We start from the raw sequence: 20,082 nt of genomic DNA on the forward strand, positions 1-20,082 counted from the left end.
TATTACTCGTTGAACATCAAAGCTGGGAATTCGCGAATGCCGACCGTCGCAATATCGATACTGTCCGACTAACGCTCGCGCCGAAACCGTACGCTCGGCTCGGCTGCGATCGGCAGATCGTGGGGGCCGGCGTTCGCCGCGGGCGACGGATAGCGGCGATCGTTCCGGTGCTTGCGCAGCGGAATCGGGCCGCGCTCGCCGATGGCGGGTTTGCCGGCCCGGTCGCGGTTGGCCAGCAACACCTCGAGGTGCGGAGACAGCCAGCCGTTGTAGATCGCGACCGCGGCGGCGCGATTGGTCGCGCCAAGTTGCTGGAAAATGCTCGCGAGGTGGATCTTCACGGTGCCTTCGCTGATGCCGAGCGTGCGCGCGATCATCTTGTTGGTGTTGCCCATGTGGACGAAACGCATGATCTGCGCTTGCCGCGGCGATAGCAGCCCGCTCGGCGGGCGGCGCGGCAACGTGCCGGCGAGCGTCTGGAAATGGGTGTCGTTGCGTGTCCCGGCAGGCGAGGGCAGCAGGCTCAGCGCGATGGGGGGAATGTAATGTCCGCCGAGCAGCACCATTTCGAATGCGCGGACGATCAGGTGCGGCCGTGTCGAGCGAGGGATCACGCCGGTGACGCCGTAGTCGTAGAACCGCTGGATGGCTGCCGGCGTCGACTCGTCGACCATCACCGCAACGGGCGTCGGCGAGCACGCGCTGCAGAGCGCCTGCAACTCACCGTGGCGGCCGACATCCGGCCAGTTGATCGCGACCAGGTCGAAGCGCTCGGTGCGCAGCAGCCGACGCGCCTGGAAACCGTCGGGCGCATCGTTGATGGTGGCGTGACGGTCGATCTGTCGTAGCAGCACCTTCAGTCCGTCACGCCGTTCGGCGTCTGAGTTCAGCACCAGGAACCGCATATCCAACCTCCATGAGATGAGTCGTTGATCCGCCGTCGGCATGTCTTCGATCCGATAGTGACAAAGACCTTACACGATGTCTGCTTGGCTGAAAGGCTTAGGAGAAGTCTGAAATTTGGACGGGAAGGCGCGCCGGTGCGAAAAAAAGCCGCTCCGGCAGAAACCGGAGCGGCTTCGGGCAGGTGGCCCGCGGCGTGGTTCAGTGAAAGTGCGGCTGGGCGGGAGAGGCGTCTTCCGGCATTTCCGCATGGACGATTTCGCCGAGCGGATCCGCATAGAGCGGCACGCCGCAGTCGTCGCAATATTCCGGTTCGAAGCGGCCCGCATGCCGGCGAACGTCCGTCACGCCGCACTCCTTCAGCAGGCTGACGATTTCCTCGAGCGGCCCGTCGATCGGCACGTCGCCTTCGAGCGCGCCGTTATCGGTCGCTACATCCCCATTCTCACGGCCGTAAAGCGGCCAGACGACGCCGTAGATCACGTCGTTGCTCGCCCTTCGCGTAAAGCCCACGCGGTACTCGTCGATACGACGTTCGCCGAAGCCGGCGACCACCGCGCGCAGTTCCTGCGGCGCTGCACCAAGTGTGTCAAAAAGATAACGAATCGCCGTTCGGACCGTGTGCGGGCGAATCCTTTCGTCGGCATCGCGGCAGGCCGAATAGTACGCGTCCGGAAGCAGGCATTCGAATTCACATCCGGGCAGGGCGATTGCGAGGTTCGGACCGCCTTGTGCAGTCCATTGCTCGAGGCACTGGCCGCGTTCGATCCGGGAGCCGTGCTCTTCCTCTTGCCAGCGGAACAGCGGGGCGCCCGCCGGGGCGGCCACGACGGCAAGCAGGAAGCGCGGATCGGCCAGGATCGGCGAAGTCTCGGGCAGGTCGCCGAAGTTGAGCTTGGCGGCGTGCTGGCCGAGCGCGGCATGCGCGAGTTGTTGGGCGAGGCGGTAGGTTTCGACGTGATGCCGCGGCAACTGGTCGATGCTGTAGAGGAACGGGGCAAGCCCGACGAGCGTGCCGTTGGCGAGGACGTGCGCCTGCAGATGCGTGCGCAGGGCTTCGGCGGTGTCCGCCTTCAGCGGCCCCGACGGGATCACGTAGCGCGTCCACGCCAGCACGGGCACTGCGATCAGCAGCGCATCGTGCGGTTGGCCGTCGTGTTCGATCACCATCGACTCGCTGTGCGTCTCGGCCATGTCGGCAAGCGCGCCGTATGCATCCGGATGATTCTGCTGGAGATGGTCGAGGGCCGCATCGAGCGTGGTCTGGTTGCCATTGCGAACGATCTTGGCGAGTAGCGCGTCGAGCTTCGCTTCCCAGAAGCGATCCTCGATGCGGCTGCCGGAGGCGAAGAGCGCAAGCGACAGGCCGACCAGTTTGTCGGCATCGGGAGGAAGACGTTTGGCGATTCGCTGGCGCATATTAAATTCGTATAGAAAGGGGCGAAGAACCTCATATTCTAGTCCGTTCTTCGCACCTTAAGCGCCATCGTGCCCGGGCATGCCTCCGGGCCGGCGCCGGGAAGACGAAGAAAAGTTCGTCAAACCCCTTGCGCGATTGCCGTGAGCTGCATAGAATTACGCCTCTTTCGCGCTACCGGAAACGCGGCGCGGAAGGAAGAAGGGAAGCGGTGCGGTTGGGTGGATGTGGTGACCCAGGTGCACACGAAGCTGAACCCCTCACCGTCACAACGAAGCAGTTCAAAAAGTTGTTGACGAGTGAAGAAAGACGGTTCATAATCTCTCTTCTCTGCTGCTGACAACGCAGCGCTGCTGGGAAAGACGCTTTTCTCGCAGCAACGTTCTTTAAAAATTAACAGCCGATAAGTGTGGGCGCTTGATCGAAGCGAGCCGATCGTCAGATCGGATAGGCAAAAGTATCAAGAGTCTCACACTAAAGTAAGTCAGGTTTATGAAGAGATTCATATACCTGTCAGCTTTGAGTGAGCGACCGGTTCTTAACGGAACCGAAAACAGTAACAGGTTTAAACTGAAGAGTTTGATCCTGGCTCAGATTGAACGCTGGCGGCATGCCTTACACATGCAAGTCGAACGGCAGCACGGGTGCTTGCACCTGGTGGCGAGTGGCGAACGGGTGAGTAATACATCGGAACATGTCCTGTAGTGGGGGATAGCCCGGCGAAAGCCGGATTAATACCGCATACGATCTATGGATGAAAGCGGGGGACCTTCGGGCCTCGCGCTATAGGGTTGGCCGATGGCTGATTAGCTAGTTGGTGGGGTAAAGGCCTACCAAGGCGACGATCAGTAGCTGGTCTGAGAGGACGACCAGCCACACTGGGACTGAGACACGGCCCAGACTCCTACGGGAGGCAGCAGTGGGGAATTTTGGACAATGGGCGAAAGCCTGATCCAGCAATGCCGCGTGTGTGAAGAAGGCCTTCGGGTTGTAAAGCACTTTTGTCCGGAAAGAAATCCTTGGCTCTAATACAGTCGGGGGATGACGGTACCGGAAGAATAAGCACCGGCTAACTACGTGCCAGCAGCCGCGGTAATACGTAGGGTGCAAGCGTTAATCGGAATTACTGGGCGTAAAGCGTGCGCAGGCGGTTTGCTAAGACCGATGTGAAATCCCCGGGCTCAACCTGGGAACTGCATTGGTGACTGGCAGGCTAGAGTATGGCAGAGGGGGGTAGAATTCCACGTGTAGCAGTGAAATGCGTAGAGATGTGGAGGAATACCGATGGCGAAGGCAGCCCCCTGGGCCAATACTGACGCTCATGCACGAAAGCGTGGGGAGCAAACAGGATTAGATACCCTGGTAGTCCACGCCCTAAACGATGTCAACTAGTTGTTGGGGATTCATTTCCTTAGTAACGTAGCTAACGCGTGAAGTTGACCGCCTGGGGAGTACGGTCGCAAGATTAAAACTCAAAGGAATTGACGGGGACCCGCACAAGCGGTGGATGATGTGGATTAATTCGATGCAACGCGAAAAACCTTACCTACCCTTGACATGGTCGGAATCCTGAAGAGATTCGGGAGTGCTCGAAAGAGAACCGGCGCACAGGTGCTGCATGGCTGTCGTCAGCTCGTGTCGTGAGATGTTGGGTTAAGTCCCGCAACGAGCGCAACCCTTGTCCTTAGTTGCTACGCAAGAGCACTCTAAGGAGACTGCCGGTGACAAACCGGAGGAAGGTGGGGATGACGTCAAGTCCTCATGGCCCTTATGGGTAGGGCTTCACACGTCATACAATGGTCGGAACAGAGGGTTGCCAACCCGCGAGGGGGAGCTAATCCCAGAAAACCGATCGTAGTCCGGATTGCACTCTGCAACTCGAGTGCATGAAGCTGGAATCGCTAGTAATCGCGGATCAGCATGCCGCGGTGAATACGTTCCCGGGTCTTGTACACACCGCCCGTCACACCATGGGAGTGGGTTTTACCAGAAGTGGCTAGTCTAACCGCAAGGAGGACGGTCACCACGGTAGGATTCATGACTGGGGTGAAGTCGTAACAAGGTAGCCGTATCGGAAGGTGCGGCTGGATCACCTCCTTTCCAGAGCTTATCGCAAAGTTGAGCGCTCACGCTTATCGGCTGTAAATTTAAAGACAGACTCAGGGGTCTGTAGCTCAGTCGGTTAGAGCACCGTCTTGATAAGGCGGGGGTCGTTGGTTCGAATCCAACCAGACCCACCATTTGTCTGGCGGTAACACCCTGAGGCATCTGTACTCATGGGGGCATAGCTCAGCTGGGAGAGCACCTGCTTTGCAAGCAGGGGGTCGTCGGTTCGATCCCGTCTGCCTCCACCAATCCTCAATGACAAGCGTTCGACGCGTCGAGCTTTTGTCATTGGCGATTGAGCCAGTCAGAGTGATATGAGTAACACCATATCGGCTGTCGTTCTTTAACAATCTGGAAGAAGTAAGTAATTTGGATAGCGGAAGCGTCTCGAGATGGACGTGAAAACTATCCGGGTTGTGATTGTATCGATGTATCTCAAGATGATTCGAACTTCATGTTCGGCTCAATTGGAATACGGCACAACGCGAGAACTCAACCTGTAGCGACTGTCGATGAGACAGACTCGTTATAGGGTCAAGCGAACAAGTGCATGTGGTGGATGCCTTGGCGATCACAGGCGATGAAGGACGCGGTAGCCTGCGAAAAGCTACGGGGAGCTGGCAAACGAGCTTTGATCCGTAGATGTCCGAATGGGGAAACCCGGCCCTTTTGGGTCATCCTGGACTGAATACATAGGTCCAGAGAAGCGAACGCGGTGAACTGAAACATCTAAGTAACCGCAGGAAAAGAAATCAACCGAGATTCCCAAAGTAGTGGCGAGCGAAATGGGATGAGCCTTGCACTCTTTATTTGTATTGTTAGCCGAACGCTCTGGAAAGTGCGGCCATAGCAGGTGATAGCCCTGTAGGCGAAAACAGTATGAAAGAACTAGGTGTGCGACAAGTAGGGCGGGACACGTGAAATCCTGTCTGAAGATGGGGGGACCATCCTCCAAGGCTAAATACTCGTGATCGACCGATAGTGAACCAGTACCGTGAGGGAAAGGCGAAAAGAACCCCGGGAGGGGAGTGAAATAGATCCTGAAACCGCATGCATACAAACAGTCGGAGCCTCGTAAGGGGTGACGGCGTACCTTTTGTATAATGGGTCAGCGACTTACGTTCAGTAGCAAGCTTAACCGTATAGGGCAGGCGTAGCGAAAGCGAGTCCGAATAGGGCGTTCAGTTGCTGGGCGTAGACCCGAAACCAGGTGATCTATCCATGGCCAGGATGAAGGTGCGGTAACACGTACTGGAGGTCCGAACCCACTAACGTTGAAAAGTTAGGGGATGAGCTGTGGATAGGGGTGAAAGGCTAAACAAACCTGGAAATAGCTGGTTCTCTCCGAAAACTATTTAGGTAGTGCCTCGTGTCTCACCTTCGGGGGTAGAGCACTGTCATGGTTGGGGGGTCTATTGCAGATTACCCCGCCATAGCAAACTCCGAATACCGAAGAGTGCAATCACGGGAGACAGACATCGGGTGCTAACGTCCGGTGTCAAGAGGGAAACAACCCAGACCGCCAGCTAAGGTCCCCAAATATAGCTAAGTGGGAAACGAAGTGGGAAGGCTAAAACAGTCAGGAGGTTGGCTTAGAAGCAGCCACCCTTTAAAGAAAGCGTAATAGCTCACTGATCGAGTCGTCCTGCGCGGAAGATGTAACGGGGCTAAGCTATATACCGAAGCTGCGGATGCGAGCTTTGCTCGCATGGTAGGAGAGCGTTCCGTAAGCCTGCGAAGGTGCCTTGTAAAGGGTGCTGGAGGTATCGGAAGTGCGAATGCTGACATGAGTAGCGATAAAGGGGGTGAAAGGCCCCCTCGCCGTAAGCCCAAGGTTTCCTACGCAACGTTCATCGGCGTAGGGTGAGTCGGCCCCTAAGGCGAGGCAGAAATGCGTAGCTGATGGGAAGCAGGTCAATATTCCTGCACCATTGTTAGATGCGATGGGGGGACGGATCGCGGAAGGTTGTCCGGGTGTTGGAAGTCCCGGTCGCTGCATTGGAGAAGGCACTTAGGCAAATCCGGGTGCGTAATTCAAGGGTGTGGCGCGAGCTCCTTCGGGAGCGAAGCAATTGGAAGTGGTTCCAAGAAAAGCCTCTAAGCTTCAGTCTAACGATGACCGTACCGCAAACCGACACAGGTGGGCGAGATGAGTATTCTAAGGCGCTTGAGAGAACTCGGGAGAAGGAACTCGGCAAATTGGTACCGTAACTTCGGGATAAGGTACGCCCTTGTAGCTTGACTGGCCTGCGCCAGGAGGGTGAAGGGGTTGCAATAAACTGGTGGCTGCGACTGTTTAATAAAAACACAGCACTCTGCAAACACGAAAGTGGACGTATAGGGTGTGACGCCTGCCCGGTGCCGGAAGATTAAATGATGGGGTGCAAGCTCTTGATTGAAGTCCCGGTAAACGGCGGCCGTAACTATAACGGTCCTAAGGTAGCGAAATTCCTTGTCGGGTAAGTTCCGACCTGCACGAATGGCGTAACGATGGCCACACTGTCTCCTCCCGAGACTCAGCGAAGTTGAAGTGTTTGTGATGATGCAATCTACCCGCGGCTAGACGGAAAGACCCCATGAACCTTTACTGTAGCTTTGCATTGGACTTTGAACCGATCTGTGTAGGATAGGTGGGAGGCTATGAAACCGGAACGCTAGTTTCGGTGGAGCCGTCCTTGAAATACCACCCTGGTTTGTTTGAGGTTCTAACCTTGGCCCGTGATCCGGGTCGGGGACAGTGCATGGTAGGCAGTTTGACTGGGGCGGTCTCCTCCCAAAGCGTAACGGAGGAGTACGAAGGTACGCTAGGTACGGTCGGAAATCGTGCTGATAGTGCAATGGCATAAGCGTGCTTAACTGCGAGACCGACAAGTCGAGCAGGTGCGAAAGCAGGTCATAGTGATCCGGTGGTTCTGTATGGAAGGGCCATCGCTCAACGGATAAAAGGTACTCTGGGGATAACAGGCTGATACCGCCCAAGAGTTCATATCGACGGCGGTGTTTGGCACCTCGATGTCGGCTCATCTCATCCTGGGGCTGTAGCCGGTCCCAAGGGTATGGCTGTTCGCCATTTAAAGAGGTACGTGAGCTGGGTTTAAAACGTCGTGAGACAGTTTGGTCCCTATCTGCCGTGGGCGTTGGATATTTGAAGGGGGCTGCTCCTAGTACGAGAGGACCGGAGTGGACGAACCTCTGGTGTACCGGTTGTCACGCCAGTGGCATCGCCGGGTAGCTATGTTCGGAAGAGATAACCGCTGAAAGCATCTAAGCGGGAAACTCGCCTTAAGATGAGATATCCCTGGGGACTAGATCCCCTTGAAGGGTCGTTCGAGACCAGGACGTTGATAGGTCAGGTGTGTAAGCGCAGTAATGCGTTCAGCTAACTGATACTAATTGCCCGTAAGGCTTGATCCTATAACAAGTCTGCCTTGTAGATCGGCGCCGTGCGAAAGCACTGGCCGCGATCCGGAGCGACATGTTGGATTCTCGTGTGTGATACACACAACCTAAATTACTGCTTCTTCCAAGATTGGTTCTGTTGGCCACGCCAGCAGAACAACCCTCTTTGCCTGATGACCATAGCGAGTCGGTCCCACCCCTTCCCATCCCGAACAGGACCGTGAAACGACTCTACGCCGATGATAGTGCGGATTCCCGTGTGAAAGTAGGTAATCGTCAGGCTCCCTAAGCCGAGAACCCCCGCCTGAACAGGCGGGGGTTTTTGCATTGGCGCGGCAGAAAGAGCACTCGGCCAGTTGCATCGGCTCGAGTCGGCGGGATCGAACGAACCCGGTCGGTTTGCGATAGCTTGGTGATGTGCCCAGGACCGACTCGCTAGAAGCCACGCTGCTCACCAGGTTCACGACGAGTCGGCCCATATCCCCTGATCGTCACGCTGCCGCGGAACTGCTCATCGCCGGAACGCGCGATGCATCAAGCTGGCGATATCTGCGATGCATGTCCGGCGGCCACGCGCCAACGATCTCCTACTGGGCGCCACAGCCCCGCACGGCGATTATGGCAGTGACTATCATCCCGCCAACCGCTGTCTCCCCATCGCCGGAGTGCCGTCATGCAATTTGATACGATGGAAATAGGATCGATGGTCGCTGCCATCGGCGTTACCTTGAATCGAAACAGGGCGGGGCAATGAATATTGGCGACGCATCGCGTGAATCAGGCGTCAGCACAAAAATGATCCGCTATTACGAGCAGGTCGGTCTTCTCGCACCCAGCAAGCGGAGCGATGCCGGTTACAGGCTCTACGGTCCGGACGAAATCCATACGCTGCGTTTCATCAGACAGGCGCGGCGGCTCGGCTTTCTCGTCGAAGATATCCGCAAGTTGCTGACGCTCTGGCAAGACCGATCTCGCGCCAGTGCCGAGGTGAAGTCGATTGCGCTTGGACACGTCGCCGAACTCGACGAGCGCATCGCGGAATTGACCGACATGCGCAATACGCTGGTCGACCTGGCCGCGCACTGTCACGGTGACGGGCGACCCGAATGCCCGATTTTGGCGCGTCTGGCCGAACCGGTAGGCGAACCAGATTAGTGCATGTCTTCCAGGTCGCGAAAGACCCAGAAGCCAATTCGTAGAAAAATCAATGCATTACGAATGTCGCCTCACGATCCATTCCAAATTGGAATGGCAGCCATGTACGCATTTCACTAGCATCTTGGTGCGGCATCGCTATAATCAGGGATAACCCTATACGGGAAACCCCTGAAGTCTGATTCGCCAGGGTTCCCCCTTCCTTGGAGAACATCATGATTGCCTACATCGTTGAAAAGCTGAGCACCTGGTTCGAATCCGCAGAGCGCGAGCGCCGTGAGGCCTATCTCGCGACGTCGTCGGACATCGTCCAGCTCGAGCATCGTATCCGCTCGCTGGAAACGAATGGCTACTCGCTGTAATCGAAGCAGTTGTCCGGTGCCGCGTGGCGCCGAATGAAAAGCAAGCCCCGTATCGACGGGGCTTTGTCTTTTTTGCGCCGCGGATCTGGCGGAATCGTCAGCGGGGCGCTATGGTATGGACCTGCTTTTCACCGGAAAAACGATCATGCGCTGGCATCCTGATGTGCGTCACCTTGCTTCCCGCGCGCGTCTCGGTCTGGGCGCTGCGGTGCTCATCCATGCGGTGGCCGCCGGCGCCGCCGCTTCGTCTGCGTCCCAGGCGTTGATTCTCGACACGCAACGCGGAATCGTCGATGGCAAGGGTGGCCTGGTGCTGCAAACGGCGCCGCTGTCGTCGGAGCCGATCGTCGAGCCCGCCGGCATACGCGCGCCGGCAGGACAAGGCGCGAATTCGTCGGTGCCGCTATTCGTTGCGCCCTATATCAACGTGCCCGGCTGGAACGTCGGGCCGGCGAATCAGCCGCGCCCGGCGCCGAGACCGCAGCCCTGAGGCGGCCCACGCGTTCAATTGCCGCGGTGTTCGATCTGATACCGCGCGCCACTGTCCTGTCCCAGGCGTTCGACGAGATACGGCAGCACTTCTTTCATGCTTTGCGCGAGCGTGTACGGCGGATTCAGGATGAACATCCCGCTGCCATACAGCCCGAGTCCGTCCGCCGGCGGATTCGACACCGTCAACGTCAAATGCAGCCAATTGTTCGGCTGCAGACGCTTGAGCTGTTCCGGAAAACGCTGCGACTCCATTCTCGCAACCTGCGGGTACCAGATCGCATAGCATCCTGTCGCGAATCGCTTCAGGCATTCCGTGACGCATGCCAGCGTGCGCGCGTAATCCTTCTTGTCCTCGTAGGACGGGTCGATCAGCACGAGCGCGCGACGCGGCGCGGGCGGCAGCAACGCCTTGATGCCCTCGAATCCGTCGCCCGAAAAGATCATCGCGCGCCGGCCAGCGTCACGAAAATTGTGGCGCAGCACGTCGATTTCGGTGCTGTGCATCTCGAACAGCCGCATCCGATCCTGTTCGCGCATCAGCCGCCAGGCAAGATACGGCGAGCCAGGGTAGTAGCGCAATTCGCCGTCGTCGTTCAGCGCCCGTACTTCATCGAGATACTCGGCCAGCACCGGCGGCAGATTCTTGTCGTTCCACAGGCGACCGATCCCGGTGTCGAATTCAGAGGTCTTGGCCGCATAGCCTTCGCGGAGCGAATACACGCCCGCGCCCGCGTGCGTATCGACATACCAGTACGATTTGTCTTTCTTGTTCAGATAGCGAAGCAGCTGGACGACGACGGCGTGCTTGAGCACGTCTGCGTGATTGCCTGCGTGAAAACCGTGACGATAACTGAGCATGGCGGGCTGCCTGGAACGGAAGTGAATCGATGAAAACCTGTTGATCGGGTACCGCCGACCAGGTGCTGTCGGCCAGGCGCTGCTGGCGAGGCGGGCGTCGATGCGGCCGCGTATTGTACGCGAGTGGCCGACGGTCTCCTGTTATTCGTACGCGTTGCCGACCAGATCCTCGATGCGCTGCAGGACGTCCGGCGTCAGCTTTGCCACGACGTCGAGCGCGCGCATGTTGTCCGCGATCTGCTCGATCCGCGACGCACCGGTGATGACCGAGCTCACGTGCGGGTTGGCGAGCACCCACGCGATCGCCAACTGGCCGACGCTGCAGCCGAGCTCCGCGGCGACACGGCCAAGCTTTTCGACGATATCGTTTCGGGCCCGGTCGGTCAGCCTCTCGCGCAGCCAGTCGTAGCCCTGCACTTGCGCGCGGCTGCCGGGCGGCACTCCGTGTCGATACTTGCCGGTCAGGAGGCCCGATGCCAGCGGGCTCCAGGTCGTGAGACCGAGGCCGTAATCGTCGTAGAGGCGTGCATATTCCTGCTCGACCCGCGTGCGATGGAACAGGTTGTATTGCGGTTGCTCGACGACCGGCTTGCGCAGGTGATGCCGTTCGGCGATCTCGCACGCCGCGCGGATCTCGTCCGCGCTCCATTCGGACGTGCCCCAGTACAGCGCCTTGCCGCGCGCGATCATGTCGCTCATCGCCCAGACGGTTTCCTCGATCGGCGTCTGCGGGTCCGGACGGTGACAGTAGACAAGATCGACGTAGTCGAGCTGCAGCCGTTGCAGCGACCCGTCGATCGCGTTCAGCAGATACTTCCGGTTCAGCGTGTGGTATTGGTTCGGCGCCTCTGCGAGCCCCCAGAAGAACTTCGTCGATACGACATAGCTGACGCGCGGCCAGCCGAGCGACTTGAGCGCGTGGCCCATGATCTCCTCGGACGCGCCGCCGGCATAGACCTCGGCATTGTCGAAGAAATTGACGCCGGCATCGCGTGCCGCCGCAAGGCACTCGCGCGCCGCGCGCTGGTCCACCTGGTTGCCGTACGTGACCCATGAGCCGAGCGAGAGCTCGCTGATCTGCAGCCCGGCGCGGCCGAGTCGTCGATAGTGCATACCAACCTCCGCGAGTCGTAACCGACCTTAAGCTTAGGCGTTTTGCGCGCGAACGGCGGGACCGATCGTGCACAATAGCGGCTGGCTCGCCCGCACGGACAGGCTATGACGGCTGCTGCTGCGGCGCGCGATTTTTCGAACGGGTAACGTAAGGAGACGGACATGGCAGCAGACCTGAATGGCAAGACCGCAGTCGTCACGGGCGCCGCAAGCGGCATCGGCAAGGAAATCGCGCGGGAGCTGGCGAAGGCGGGCGCGGCGGTGGCGATCGCCGACCTGAACCAGGACGGCGCGAACGCCGTGGCCGAGGAAATCAGGCAGGCGGGCGGCAAGGCGATCGGCGTCGCGATGGACGTGACCAACGAGGACGCCGTCAACAGCGGCATCGACAAGGTGGCCGAAACGTTCGGCTCGATCGACATCCTCGTGTCGAACGCGGGCATCCAGATCGTCAACCCGATCGAGAACTATTCGTTCGCCGACTGGAAGAAGATGCAGGCGATCCACGTCGACGGTGCGTTCCTGACCACCAAGGCGGCGCTCAAGCACATGTACAAGGACGATCGCGGCGGCGTCGTGATCTACATGGGCTCGGTGCACTCGCACGAGGCGTCGCCGCTGAAGTCCGCGTACGTGACGGCCAAGCATGGGCTGCTGGGGCTCGCGCGCGTGCTGGCGAAGGAGGGCGCGAAGCACAACGTGCGCTCGCACGTCGTGTGCCCGGGCTTCGTGCGCACGCCGCTCGTCGACAAGCAGATTCCGGAGCAGGCGAAGGAACTCGGGATCAGCGAAGACGAAGTGGTGAAGAAGGTGATGCTCGGCAACACGGTGGACGGCGTGTTCACGACGGTGCAGGACGTCGCGCAGACGGTGCTGTTCCTGTCGGCGTTCCCGAGCGCTGCGCTGACCGGCCAGTCCGTCGTCGTCAGCCATGGGTGGTTCATGCAGTGACGTGGCGGCCGCCACGGCGCGGGCCGTAGCGGCGCTCCCGCGCGCAGCGCATATGCGACGGCACAAAAAAACGCGCTCCATGGAGCGCGTTTTGCGTTTCGGCGCAGTCGGCAGCAGGCGGCGATGACGGCCGCCTTGCCGCCGCCGACTTACTTCAGCACCGCGGCGATGGCGTTCGCGACCGCGTCGAGGTTGCGCGTGTTCAGCGCGGCGACGCAGATCCGGCCCGTGCCGACCGCGTAGATGCCGAACTCGTCGCGCAGACGGTCGACTTGTGCCGACGTCAGGCCCGAGTACGAGAACATCCCGCGTTGCGCATTGATGAAGCTGAAGTCGCGGTCGACGCCGCTCGCCTTCAGGCGCTCGACGAGACCATTGCGCATCGCGCGGATGCGGTCGCGCATTTCGCCGAGTTCCTGCACCCACGATGCGTGCAGTTCCGGCGACGCGAGCACCGCGGCAACCACCGCGCCACCGTGCGTCGGCGGGTTCGAGTAGTTCGTGCGGATCACGCGCTTGAGCTGCGACAGCACGCGCGCGCCTTCGTCCTTGCTCGACGTGATGATCGACAGCGCGCCGACACGCTCGCCATACAGCGAGAACGACTTCGAGAACGACGACGACACGAATGCGTTCAGGTCGGCTGCGGCGAACAGTCGCACGGCGGCCGCATCGGCGTCGATGCTGTCGCCGAAGCCCTGGTATGCGATATCGAGGAACGGCACGAGGTTGCGCGCCTTGACCACGTCGACGATCTGCTGCCATTGCGCGTCGTTCAGGTCCACGCCGGTCGGGTTGTGGCAGCACGCGTGCAGCACGACGATCGTGCCCGGCTCGTAGCCGTTCAGCGCCGACAGCATGCCTTCGAAGTTCACGCCGTTGGTCTTCGCGTCGTAGTACGGGTACGCGACGACTTCGAAGCCGGCCGCTTCGAACAGCGCGCGGTGGTTTTCCCAGCTCGGATCGCTGATCGCGACCTTCACGTTCGGGTTCAACGTGCGCAGGAAGTCGGCGCCGATCTTCAGCGCACCCGTGCCGCCCAGTGCCTGGGCCGTGACCACGCGGCCCGCCGCGATCAGCGGCGAATCGTTGCCGAGCAGCAGCTTCTGCACGGCGGCGTCGTATGCGGCAATGCCGTCGATCGGCAGGTAGCCGCGCGGCAGGCCGGCGTCGACGCGTGCCTTCTCCGCTTCACGGACCGCGCGCAGCAGCGGAATCTTGCCTTCCTCGTTCGTGTACACGCCGACGCCGAGATTGACCTTGGTCGAGCGGGTATCGGCGTTGAAGGCTTCGTTCAGGCCCAGGATCGGGTCGCGGGGAGCAAGCTGGACAGCGGAGAAGAGCGACATGATGGTTCGGCAGTAGTGAAAAGAGGGTCAGGCTTTCATCGGGCGGGGGCGCGGCAGGCCGCGCGCGGACAGGCACGACGCCGAAAGCGCAGCAGTTCGACATTGTAGCGAATTCGCGGCTATTTTTTGCATCGTGACGCGCCGATCGGCAATCGGCTGCCGTCCGCGCGCGTCAGGAGCCGGCAGCAGTCCGCGCGTGCGCGAAGCGCTAGAATGTTCTTTTGTCCTGGTTCCGGCCGCATTCCATGTCCGAACATCATGCCGACGTCGGCGACGCGCTCGACGAATCGAAATTCGTGACCTTCGAAGGGTCGCCGTTCCAGCTGTATCAACCGTATCCGCCTGCCGGCGACCAGCCGACCGCGATCGCGACGCTCGTCGAAGGCATCGAGGACGGCCTCTCGTTCCAGACGCTGCTCGGCGTGACCGGTTCCGGCAAGACCTACACGATGGCGAACACGATCGCGCGGCTCGGCCGCCCGGCGATCGTGTTCGCGCCGAACAAGACGCTCGCCGCGCAGCTCTACGCGGAGTTCCGCGAGTTCTTCCCGCGCAATGCGGTCGAGTACTTCGTGTCGTACTACGACTACTACCAGCCGGAAGCGTACGTGCCGCAGCGCGACCTGTTCATCGAGAAGGACTCGTCGATCAACGAGCACATCGAGCAGATGCGGCTGTCGGCGACGAAGAGCCTGATGGAGCGTCGCGACGTGGTGATCGTCGCGACGGTGTCGGCGATCTACGGTATCGGCAACCCGTCCGAATACCACCAGATGATCCTGACGCTGCGCACGGGCGACAAGCTCGGCCAGCGCGAAGTGATCGCACGGCTGATCGCGATGCAGTACACGCGCAACGAGCAGGATTTCCAGCGCGGCACGTTCCGCGTGCGCGGCGACACGATCGACATCTTCCCGGCCGAGCACGCGGAGATGGCCGTGCGCGTCGAGCTGTTCGACGACGAGGTCGAGACGCTGCAGCTGTTCGACCCGCTGACGGGCCGCGTGCGGCAGAAGATTCCACGCTTCACCGTGTATCCGTCGTCGCACTACGTGACGCCGCGCGACACGGTGATGCGCGCGGTCGAGACGATCAAGGACGAGCTGCGGGAACGCCTCGAGTTCTTCCACGCCGACAACAAGCTCGTCGAGGCGCAGCGCCTCGAGCAGCGCACCCGGTTCGACCTCGAGATGCTGCAGGAGCTCGGTTTCTGCAAGGGCATCGAGAACTACTCGCGGCACTTTTCCGGCGCGGCGCCGGGCGAGCCGCCGCCGACGCTCGTCGACTACCTGCCGCCCGACGCGCTGATGCTGCTCGACGAGTCGCACGTGCTGATCGGCCAGCTGAACGGCATGTACAACGGCGACCGCGCGCGCAAGGAGAACCTCGTCAACTACGGGTTCCGGCTGCCGTCGGCGCTCGACAACCGGCCGCTCAAGTTCCACGAGTTCGAGCGCAAGATGCGCCAGGTGGTCTTCGTGTCGGCGACGCCGGCCGACTACGAGAAGCGCGTGACCGGGCAGATCGCGGAGCAGGTCGTGCGGCCGACCGGGCTCGTCGATCCGGAGATCGAGGTGCGGCCGGCGAGCTCGCAGGTCGATGACGTGCTGACCGAGATCAACGCGCGCGTGAAGGCCGAGGAGCGCGTGCTGATCACCGTGCTGACCAAGCGGATGGCCGAGCAGCTCACCGAATTCCTCGCCGATCACGGCGTCAAGGTGCGCTACCTGCACAGCGACATCGACACGGTCGAGCGCGTCGAGATCATCCGCGACCTGCGGCTCGGCACGTTCGACGTGCTGGTCGGGATCAACCTGCTGCGCGAAGGGCTCGACATTCCGGAAGTGTCGCTCGTCGCGATCCTCGACGCGGACAAGGAAGGCTTCCTGCGCGCCGAGCGCTCGCTGATCCAGACGATCGGCCGCGCGGCGCGCAACGTGAACGGCAAGGCGATTCTCTACGCGGACACGATGACCGAATCGATGAAGCGCGCGATCGGCGAAACCGAGCGGCGCCGCGCGAAGCAGATCGCGTACAACGAGCAGATGGGCATCACGCCGCGCGGCGTCGTGAAGCGCATCAAGGACATCATCGACGGCGTCTACAACGCCGACGACGCGCGCGCGGAACTGAAGGAAGCGCAGCAGCGCGCGAAGTTCGAGGACATGTCCGAGAAGCAGATCGCGAAGGAAATCAAGCGCCTCGAGAAGCAGATGGCCGATTACGCGAAGAACCTCGAGTTCGAAAAGGCGGCAGCCACGCGCGACCAGCTTGCGCTGTTGCGCGAGCGCGTGTTCGGCGCGAATGTCGGCGACCACGTGAGCGGCGTCCGGTAAATCTCTCCAACTGTTACCAAAGACGGCCGGTAACCTGCCTGTAAGCCTTGTCGTATCAGGGTTTTACGCGGTTGCCGGTTTGTCCCCGTGCGCGTTCGGTGCTAAACTTCGCCATTATTGAGAATTGTTCGCATTAACGTTCTTCATCGCGTTAGTGTTCGTCGGTGGGCCGGCCAGCCGGGCGGCCGCATCACTTGTGTCAGATAAAAACAAGGAGTGTCCATGTTGGGTTCTTCGTTCATCCGCACTTCGGTTGCGGTAGCGGCGGCGCTGGCCGCCATGTCGGCATCCGCCGCCGAATATCCGATCGGCAAGCAGCAGATCCAGGGCGGGATGGAAATCGGCGCCGTATACCTGCAGCCGATCACGATGGATCCGGAAGGGATGATGCGCAAGGCATCGGATTCGGACATCCACCTCGAGGCCGACATCCATGCGGTCAAGAACAACCCGACCGGCTTTGCCGAAGGCGACTGGATGCCGTACCTGCAGGTCACCTACAAGCTGACGAAGCAGGGCGATGCGAAGTGGAAGGCGGAAGGCGACCTGATGGGCATGGTCGCGAGCGACGGCCCGCACTACGGCGACAACGTGAAGCTGAACGGCCCGGGCAAGTACCACCTGACGATGGTCGTCAAGGCGCCGATGCAGACGGGCCACATGGCCTTCGGCCGCCACGTCGACAAGGAAACCGGCGTGGGCCAGTGGTTCAAGCCCATCACGCTCGAATACGACTTCCCGTTCGCCGGCATCGGCAAGAAGGGCGGTTACTGATCGGTGGCATAACGGACGGCGCGCCTCGGGGGCGCGCCGTCGTCGTAGAGAACCCAGAATGAAATTCCCCCAGATATTCGTCGCCGCGGCCGCCGCGCTGTTGCTCGCCGGCGCCGCGCAGGCCGCCGATCTGCCGACGTTCAAGCTCGAGATGGCGGACGGCAAGCTGAATCCGGCGCGCATCGAGGTGCCGGCCGGCCAGCGCTTCAAGATCGAGATCAGGAACACCGGCAAGGGCGCAGCCGAATTCGAAAGCGTGCAATTGCGCAAGGAGAAGGTGCTCGCGCCGGGCGCCGACTCGTTCGTGGTCGTCGCACCGCTTTCGCCGGGTGAATACAAGTTTTTCGACGATTTCCACCAGCAGGCGCAGGGCGTGATCGTCGCGAAGTAATGCAGTTTTGTCTGCGTGCGGGCGTTTGCGTGTCCCGCATGTCAGGGGAGGTATCGATGGGTCAGATCTTGTTCATCGTCTGGCGGGAGAGCGTCGAGGCGCTGCTCGTCGTCGGCATTCTCTATGCGTGGCTGAAGAACGGCGACGACGACGCGCGTCGCGGTATTCCGTATCTGTGGGCAGGCGTCGCGGTCGGGCTGCTGATGGCCGTCGGGCTCGGCGCTGCGCTCGTCGGGTTCACCGAGGTGCTGTCCGGCGACGCGCAGGACTATTTCCAGACGGCGATGGTGCTCATCGCGTGCGTGCTGATCGTGCAGATGGTGCTGTGGATGCGCCAGCACGGCCGCACGCTGAAGCGCGACATGGAGCAGTCGCTGCAGCGGAGCACGCGCGATTCGAACTGGTGGGGCGTCGCGGTGCTGGTCGCGTTCGCGATCGCGCGCGAAGGCAGCGAAACGGTGATTTTCCTGTACGGCCTCGGGTTCGGCCAGTCGGGCCATGTCGACGGCAGCCAGATGCTCGCGGTCGTGATCGGTCTCGGTCTCGCGTTCCTGACGTTCTATCTGCTGCAGCTCGGCGGCAAGTACTTCTCGTGGCGGCATTTCTTCCGCGTCACTGAAGTGATGCTGCTGTTCCTCGGCGCGGGCCTGTTCCAGACCGGCGTCGACAAGCTGATCGACAAGGAAATCCTGCCGCTCGGCATGTCGCAGGTGTGGGATACGTCGGCCATCCTCGACGATTCCGGCACGTTCGGTTCGCTGGTCGCGACGCTGACCGGCTATCGCGCGCATCCGGCGCTGATGAACCTGATCGCGTACGCGGTGTACTGGGCGGCCGTCTGGCTGCTGCTCAAGCGCGCGAGCCGGCGTCCGGCCGCAGCCGCGGGGCGCGCCGCATGAGTACCGTCGCCGGCGCAAGACCGGGCTGGCTCGCCCGGGCCGGCCAATGGATGCAGCGTCACGGCGCGCTGATCCGCGGCGTCCAGTGGGGCGTCGTGGCCGTCTATGCGTTTCTGATTCTCGTGCCGGCGATCCTGCCGCTGCCGGACGATTCCGCGCATCTGTGGAGCAACCTCACGCTCATCGCGCAATTCGTGTTCTGGGGCATCTGGTGGCCGTTCGTGCTGCTGTCGATGGTGATGCTCGGCCGCGTCTGGTGCGGCGTGCTGTGTCCGGAGGGCGCGCTCACCGAATACGCGAGCAAGTTCGGCCGCGGCGGCGCGATTCCGCGCTGGATGCGGTGGGGCGGCTGGCCGTTCGTCGCGTTCGGGCTCACGACGATCTACGGGCAGATGGTCAGCGTGTACCAGTATCCGCTGGCGGTGCTGTTCGTGCTCGGCGGCTCGACCGTCGGCGCGATCGTGATCGGCGTGCTGTACGGCCGCGAGAAGCGCGTGTGGTGCAAGTACCTGTGCCCGGTCAACGGCGTGTTCGGGCTGCTCGCGCGGCTCGCGCCGATGCGCTACAAGGTCGACGAGGACGCATGGCGCCGTTCGTACAAGAACGGCGAGCACGGGCATCGCGTGATTCCGATCAATTGCGCGCCGCTCGTGCCGTTGCGCAACATGAAGGGCGCGGCGGCGTGCCATATGTGCGGCCGCTGCAGCGGGCACCGCGACGCGATCTCGCTGTCGTGGCGCTCGCCATCCGAGGAGGTCGTGAAGCTCGGCGCGCAACAGGCGAACCCGTGGGACACCGCGCTGATCCTGTACGGCCTGCTCGGCGTCGCGATCGGCGCGTTCCACTGGACCGTCAGCCCATGGTTCGTGCAGATCAAGCAATGGCTCGCGGGCTGGCTGATCGATCGCGACATCACGTGGCCGCTCGAAACCAATGCGCCGTGGTTCCTGCTCACGCACTATCCGGAACGCAACGACGTGTTCTCGTGGCTCGACGGCGGGCTCATCGTCAGCTACATCGTCGGCACGGGGCTCGTATACGGCACGGCGCTGCTCGTCGTGCTGGCCTGCGCGACGCTGATGCTCGGCCGTTTCGATCGCGTGCGGGTCCACCATCTCGCGCAGTCGCTGATTCCGATCGCGGGTGCGGGCGTGTTCCTCGGCCTGTCGGCGACGACGCTGTCGCTGCTGCGTGCAGAGCACGTGCCGCTCGGCTGGGCGTCGGACGTGCGCATCGCGATCCTGGTCGCGGCAAACGCATGGAGCGCGTGGCTGGCGTGGCAGGTGACGGGGCGTTATGCGGCCTGGCCGCGCCGCGCGGCGGCATTCGCGTGGTTTGCCGTTGCGCTCGCCGTCATCGACAGCGCGTGGTGGCTGATGTTCTGGGGCTTCGCGCGTTTCTGACCGAAGATGACCGAATCAGGCGTGTGCGCAGACCGCCGCGCCGCATGCCGTGCATGAAATGAAAAAGCGACACGTCCTTCGACGTGTCGCTTTTGTCTTTGCTGCGAGAACCAAAAAAAGTGGCTTGGCTTGCTGCAACGGCTGCTTGAGTGTGTTTGCACGAAGGGGTCTAGA

The 20,082-nt window shown here is 61.2% G+C and carries 14 protein-coding genes, 2 tRNA genes and 3 rRNA genes; 14 read left to right on the forward strand and 5 right to left on the reverse strand.

What is annotated here, in order from left to right:
- Positions 1 to 68: 68 nt before the first annotated feature.
- Positions 69 to 905, reverse strand: coding sequence for a response regulator transcription factor (locus WJ35_RS00970; RefSeq protein ID WP_069238616.1), 837 nt, complete (start codon positions 903 to 905; stop codon positions 69 to 71).
- Between the two features lie 199 nt (positions 906 to 1,104).
- Positions 1,105 to 2,322, reverse strand: a complete 1,218-nt coding sequence (locus WJ35_RS00975; RefSeq protein WP_069238617.1) for a DUF2863 family protein — start codon at positions 2,320 to 2,322, stop codon at positions 1,105 to 1,107.
- A gap of 565 nt (positions 2,323 to 2,887) precedes the next feature.
- On the opposite strand from WJ35_RS00975, the gene WJ35_RS00980 reads away from it, so the two are divergent.
- The 8 genes from WJ35_RS00980 (at position 2,888) to WJ35_RS01010 (ending at position 9,832) form a co-directional block, all read left to right on the forward strand.
- Positions 2,888 to 4,420: ribosomal RNA gene (locus WJ35_RS00980) — 16S ribosomal RNA — on the forward strand.
- 63 nt (positions 4,421 to 4,483) lie between these two features.
- Positions 4,484 to 4,560: transfer RNA gene (locus WJ35_RS00985), tRNA-Ile, on the forward strand.
- Positions 4,561 to 4,598: 38 nt separating this feature from the next.
- Positions 4,599 to 4,674 (forward strand) — tRNA-Ala (locus tag WJ35_RS00990).
- Positions 4,675 to 4,958: 284 nt separating this feature from the next.
- A 23S ribosomal RNA gene (locus tag WJ35_RS00995) occupies positions 4,959 to 7,840 on the forward strand.
- Positions 7,841 to 7,994: 154 nt separating this feature from the next.
- Positions 7,995 to 8,107: ribosomal RNA gene (gene rrf / locus WJ35_RS01000) — 5S ribosomal RNA — on the forward strand.
- The 16S, 23S and 5S rRNA genes sit together here with 2 tRNA genes alongside, the layout of an rRNA operon.
- 468 nt (positions 8,108 to 8,575) lie before the next feature.
- Entirely contained in the window at positions 8,576 to 8,980 is a 405-nt protein-coding gene (gene cueR, locus WJ35_RS01005; RefSeq protein ID WP_069238618.1) for a Cu(I)-responsive transcriptional regulator, read from the forward strand.
- Positions 8,981 to 9,195: 215 nt separating this feature from the next.
- Positions 9,196 to 9,342, forward strand: a complete 147-nt coding sequence (locus WJ35_RS29335; protein ID WP_010090032.1) for a DUF3563 family protein — start codon at positions 9,196 to 9,198, stop codon at positions 9,340 to 9,342.
- A 115-nt stretch (positions 9,343 to 9,457) separates the two neighbouring features.
- Positions 9,458 to 9,832, forward strand: coding sequence for a hypothetical protein (locus WJ35_RS01010; protein WP_011885503.1), 375 nt, complete (start codon positions 9,458 to 9,460; stop codon positions 9,830 to 9,832).
- Between the two features lie 14 nt (positions 9,833 to 9,846).
- Here WJ35_RS01010 and WJ35_RS01015 read toward each other — a convergent pair whose 3' ends face one another.
- Together WJ35_RS01015 and WJ35_RS01020 are read right to left on the reverse strand one after the other, a co-directional pair.
- The gene (locus WJ35_RS01015; RefSeq protein WP_069238619.1) at positions 9,847 to 10,692 is read right to left on the reverse strand and encodes a 23S rRNA (adenine(2030)-N(6))-methyltransferase RlmJ; all 846 of its coding nucleotides are present in this window, start codon (positions 10,690 to 10,692) and stop codon (positions 9,847 to 9,849) included.
- A gap of 141 nt (positions 10,693 to 10,833) precedes the next feature.
- The gene (locus tag WJ35_RS01020) at positions 10,834 to 11,805 is read right to left on the reverse strand and encodes a potassium channel beta subunit family protein (RefSeq protein WP_069238620.1); all 972 of its coding nucleotides are present in this window, start codon (positions 11,803 to 11,805) and stop codon (positions 10,834 to 10,836) included.
- Positions 11,806 to 11,967: 162 nt separating this feature from the next.
- Here WJ35_RS01020 and WJ35_RS01025 point away from each other — a divergent pair, with 162 nt between their 5' ends.
- Complete coding sequence (locus WJ35_RS01025; protein ID WP_069238621.1) at positions 11,968 to 12,756, forward strand: 3-hydroxybutyrate dehydrogenase; 789 nt, start codon at positions 11,968 to 11,970, stop codon at positions 12,754 to 12,756.
- Between the two features lie 149 nt (positions 12,757 to 12,905).
- Here the strand turns inward: WJ35_RS01025 and WJ35_RS01030 are convergent, their stop codons facing one another.
- Entirely contained in the window at positions 12,906 to 14,105 is a 1,200-nt protein-coding gene (locus WJ35_RS01030) for an amino acid aminotransferase (protein WP_069238622.1), read from the reverse strand.
- Between the two features lie 245 nt (positions 14,106 to 14,350).
- Here WJ35_RS01030 and uvrB point away from each other — a divergent pair, with 245 nt between their 5' ends.
- From uvrB to WJ35_RS01055, 5 genes are all read left to right on the forward strand, one after another.
- The gene (uvrB, locus tag WJ35_RS01035; RefSeq protein ID WP_045567431.1) at positions 14,351 to 16,441 is read left to right on the forward strand and encodes an excinuclease ABC subunit UvrB; all 2,091 of its coding nucleotides are present in this window, start codon (positions 14,351 to 14,353) and stop codon (positions 16,439 to 16,441) included.
- A 222-nt stretch (positions 16,442 to 16,663) separates the two neighbouring features.
- Positions 16,664 to 17,215 (forward strand): iron transporter, encoded by a 552-nt coding sequence (locus WJ35_RS01040; protein WP_029226248.1) that lies wholly within the window; start codon positions 16,664 to 16,666, stop codon positions 17,213 to 17,215.
- 58 nt (positions 17,216 to 17,273) lie between these two features.
- Entirely contained in the window at positions 17,274 to 17,606 is a 333-nt protein-coding gene (locus tag WJ35_RS01045; RefSeq protein WP_060238047.1) for a cupredoxin domain-containing protein, read from the forward strand.
- A gap of 56 nt (positions 17,607 to 17,662) precedes the next feature.
- Entirely contained in the window at positions 17,663 to 18,505 is an 843-nt protein-coding gene (locus WJ35_RS01050) for an FTR1 family iron permease (RefSeq protein ID WP_060238054.1), read from the forward strand.
- On the forward strand, positions 18,502 to 19,908 hold the full coding sequence (locus tag WJ35_RS01055; RefSeq protein ID WP_010090022.1) for a 4Fe-4S binding protein: 1,407 nt from the start codon (positions 18,502 to 18,504) through the stop codon (positions 19,906 to 19,908). Before WJ35_RS01050 ends, WJ35_RS01055 begins: the two co-directional genes overlap by 4 nt.
- Positions 19,909 to 20,082: the final 174 nt, after the last annotated feature.

The organism is Burkholderia ubonensis (assembly GCF_001718695.1).
In the GTDB taxonomy this organism is placed as follows: Bacteria; Pseudomonadota; Gammaproteobacteria; order Burkholderiales; family Burkholderiaceae; genus Burkholderia; species Burkholderia ubonensis_B.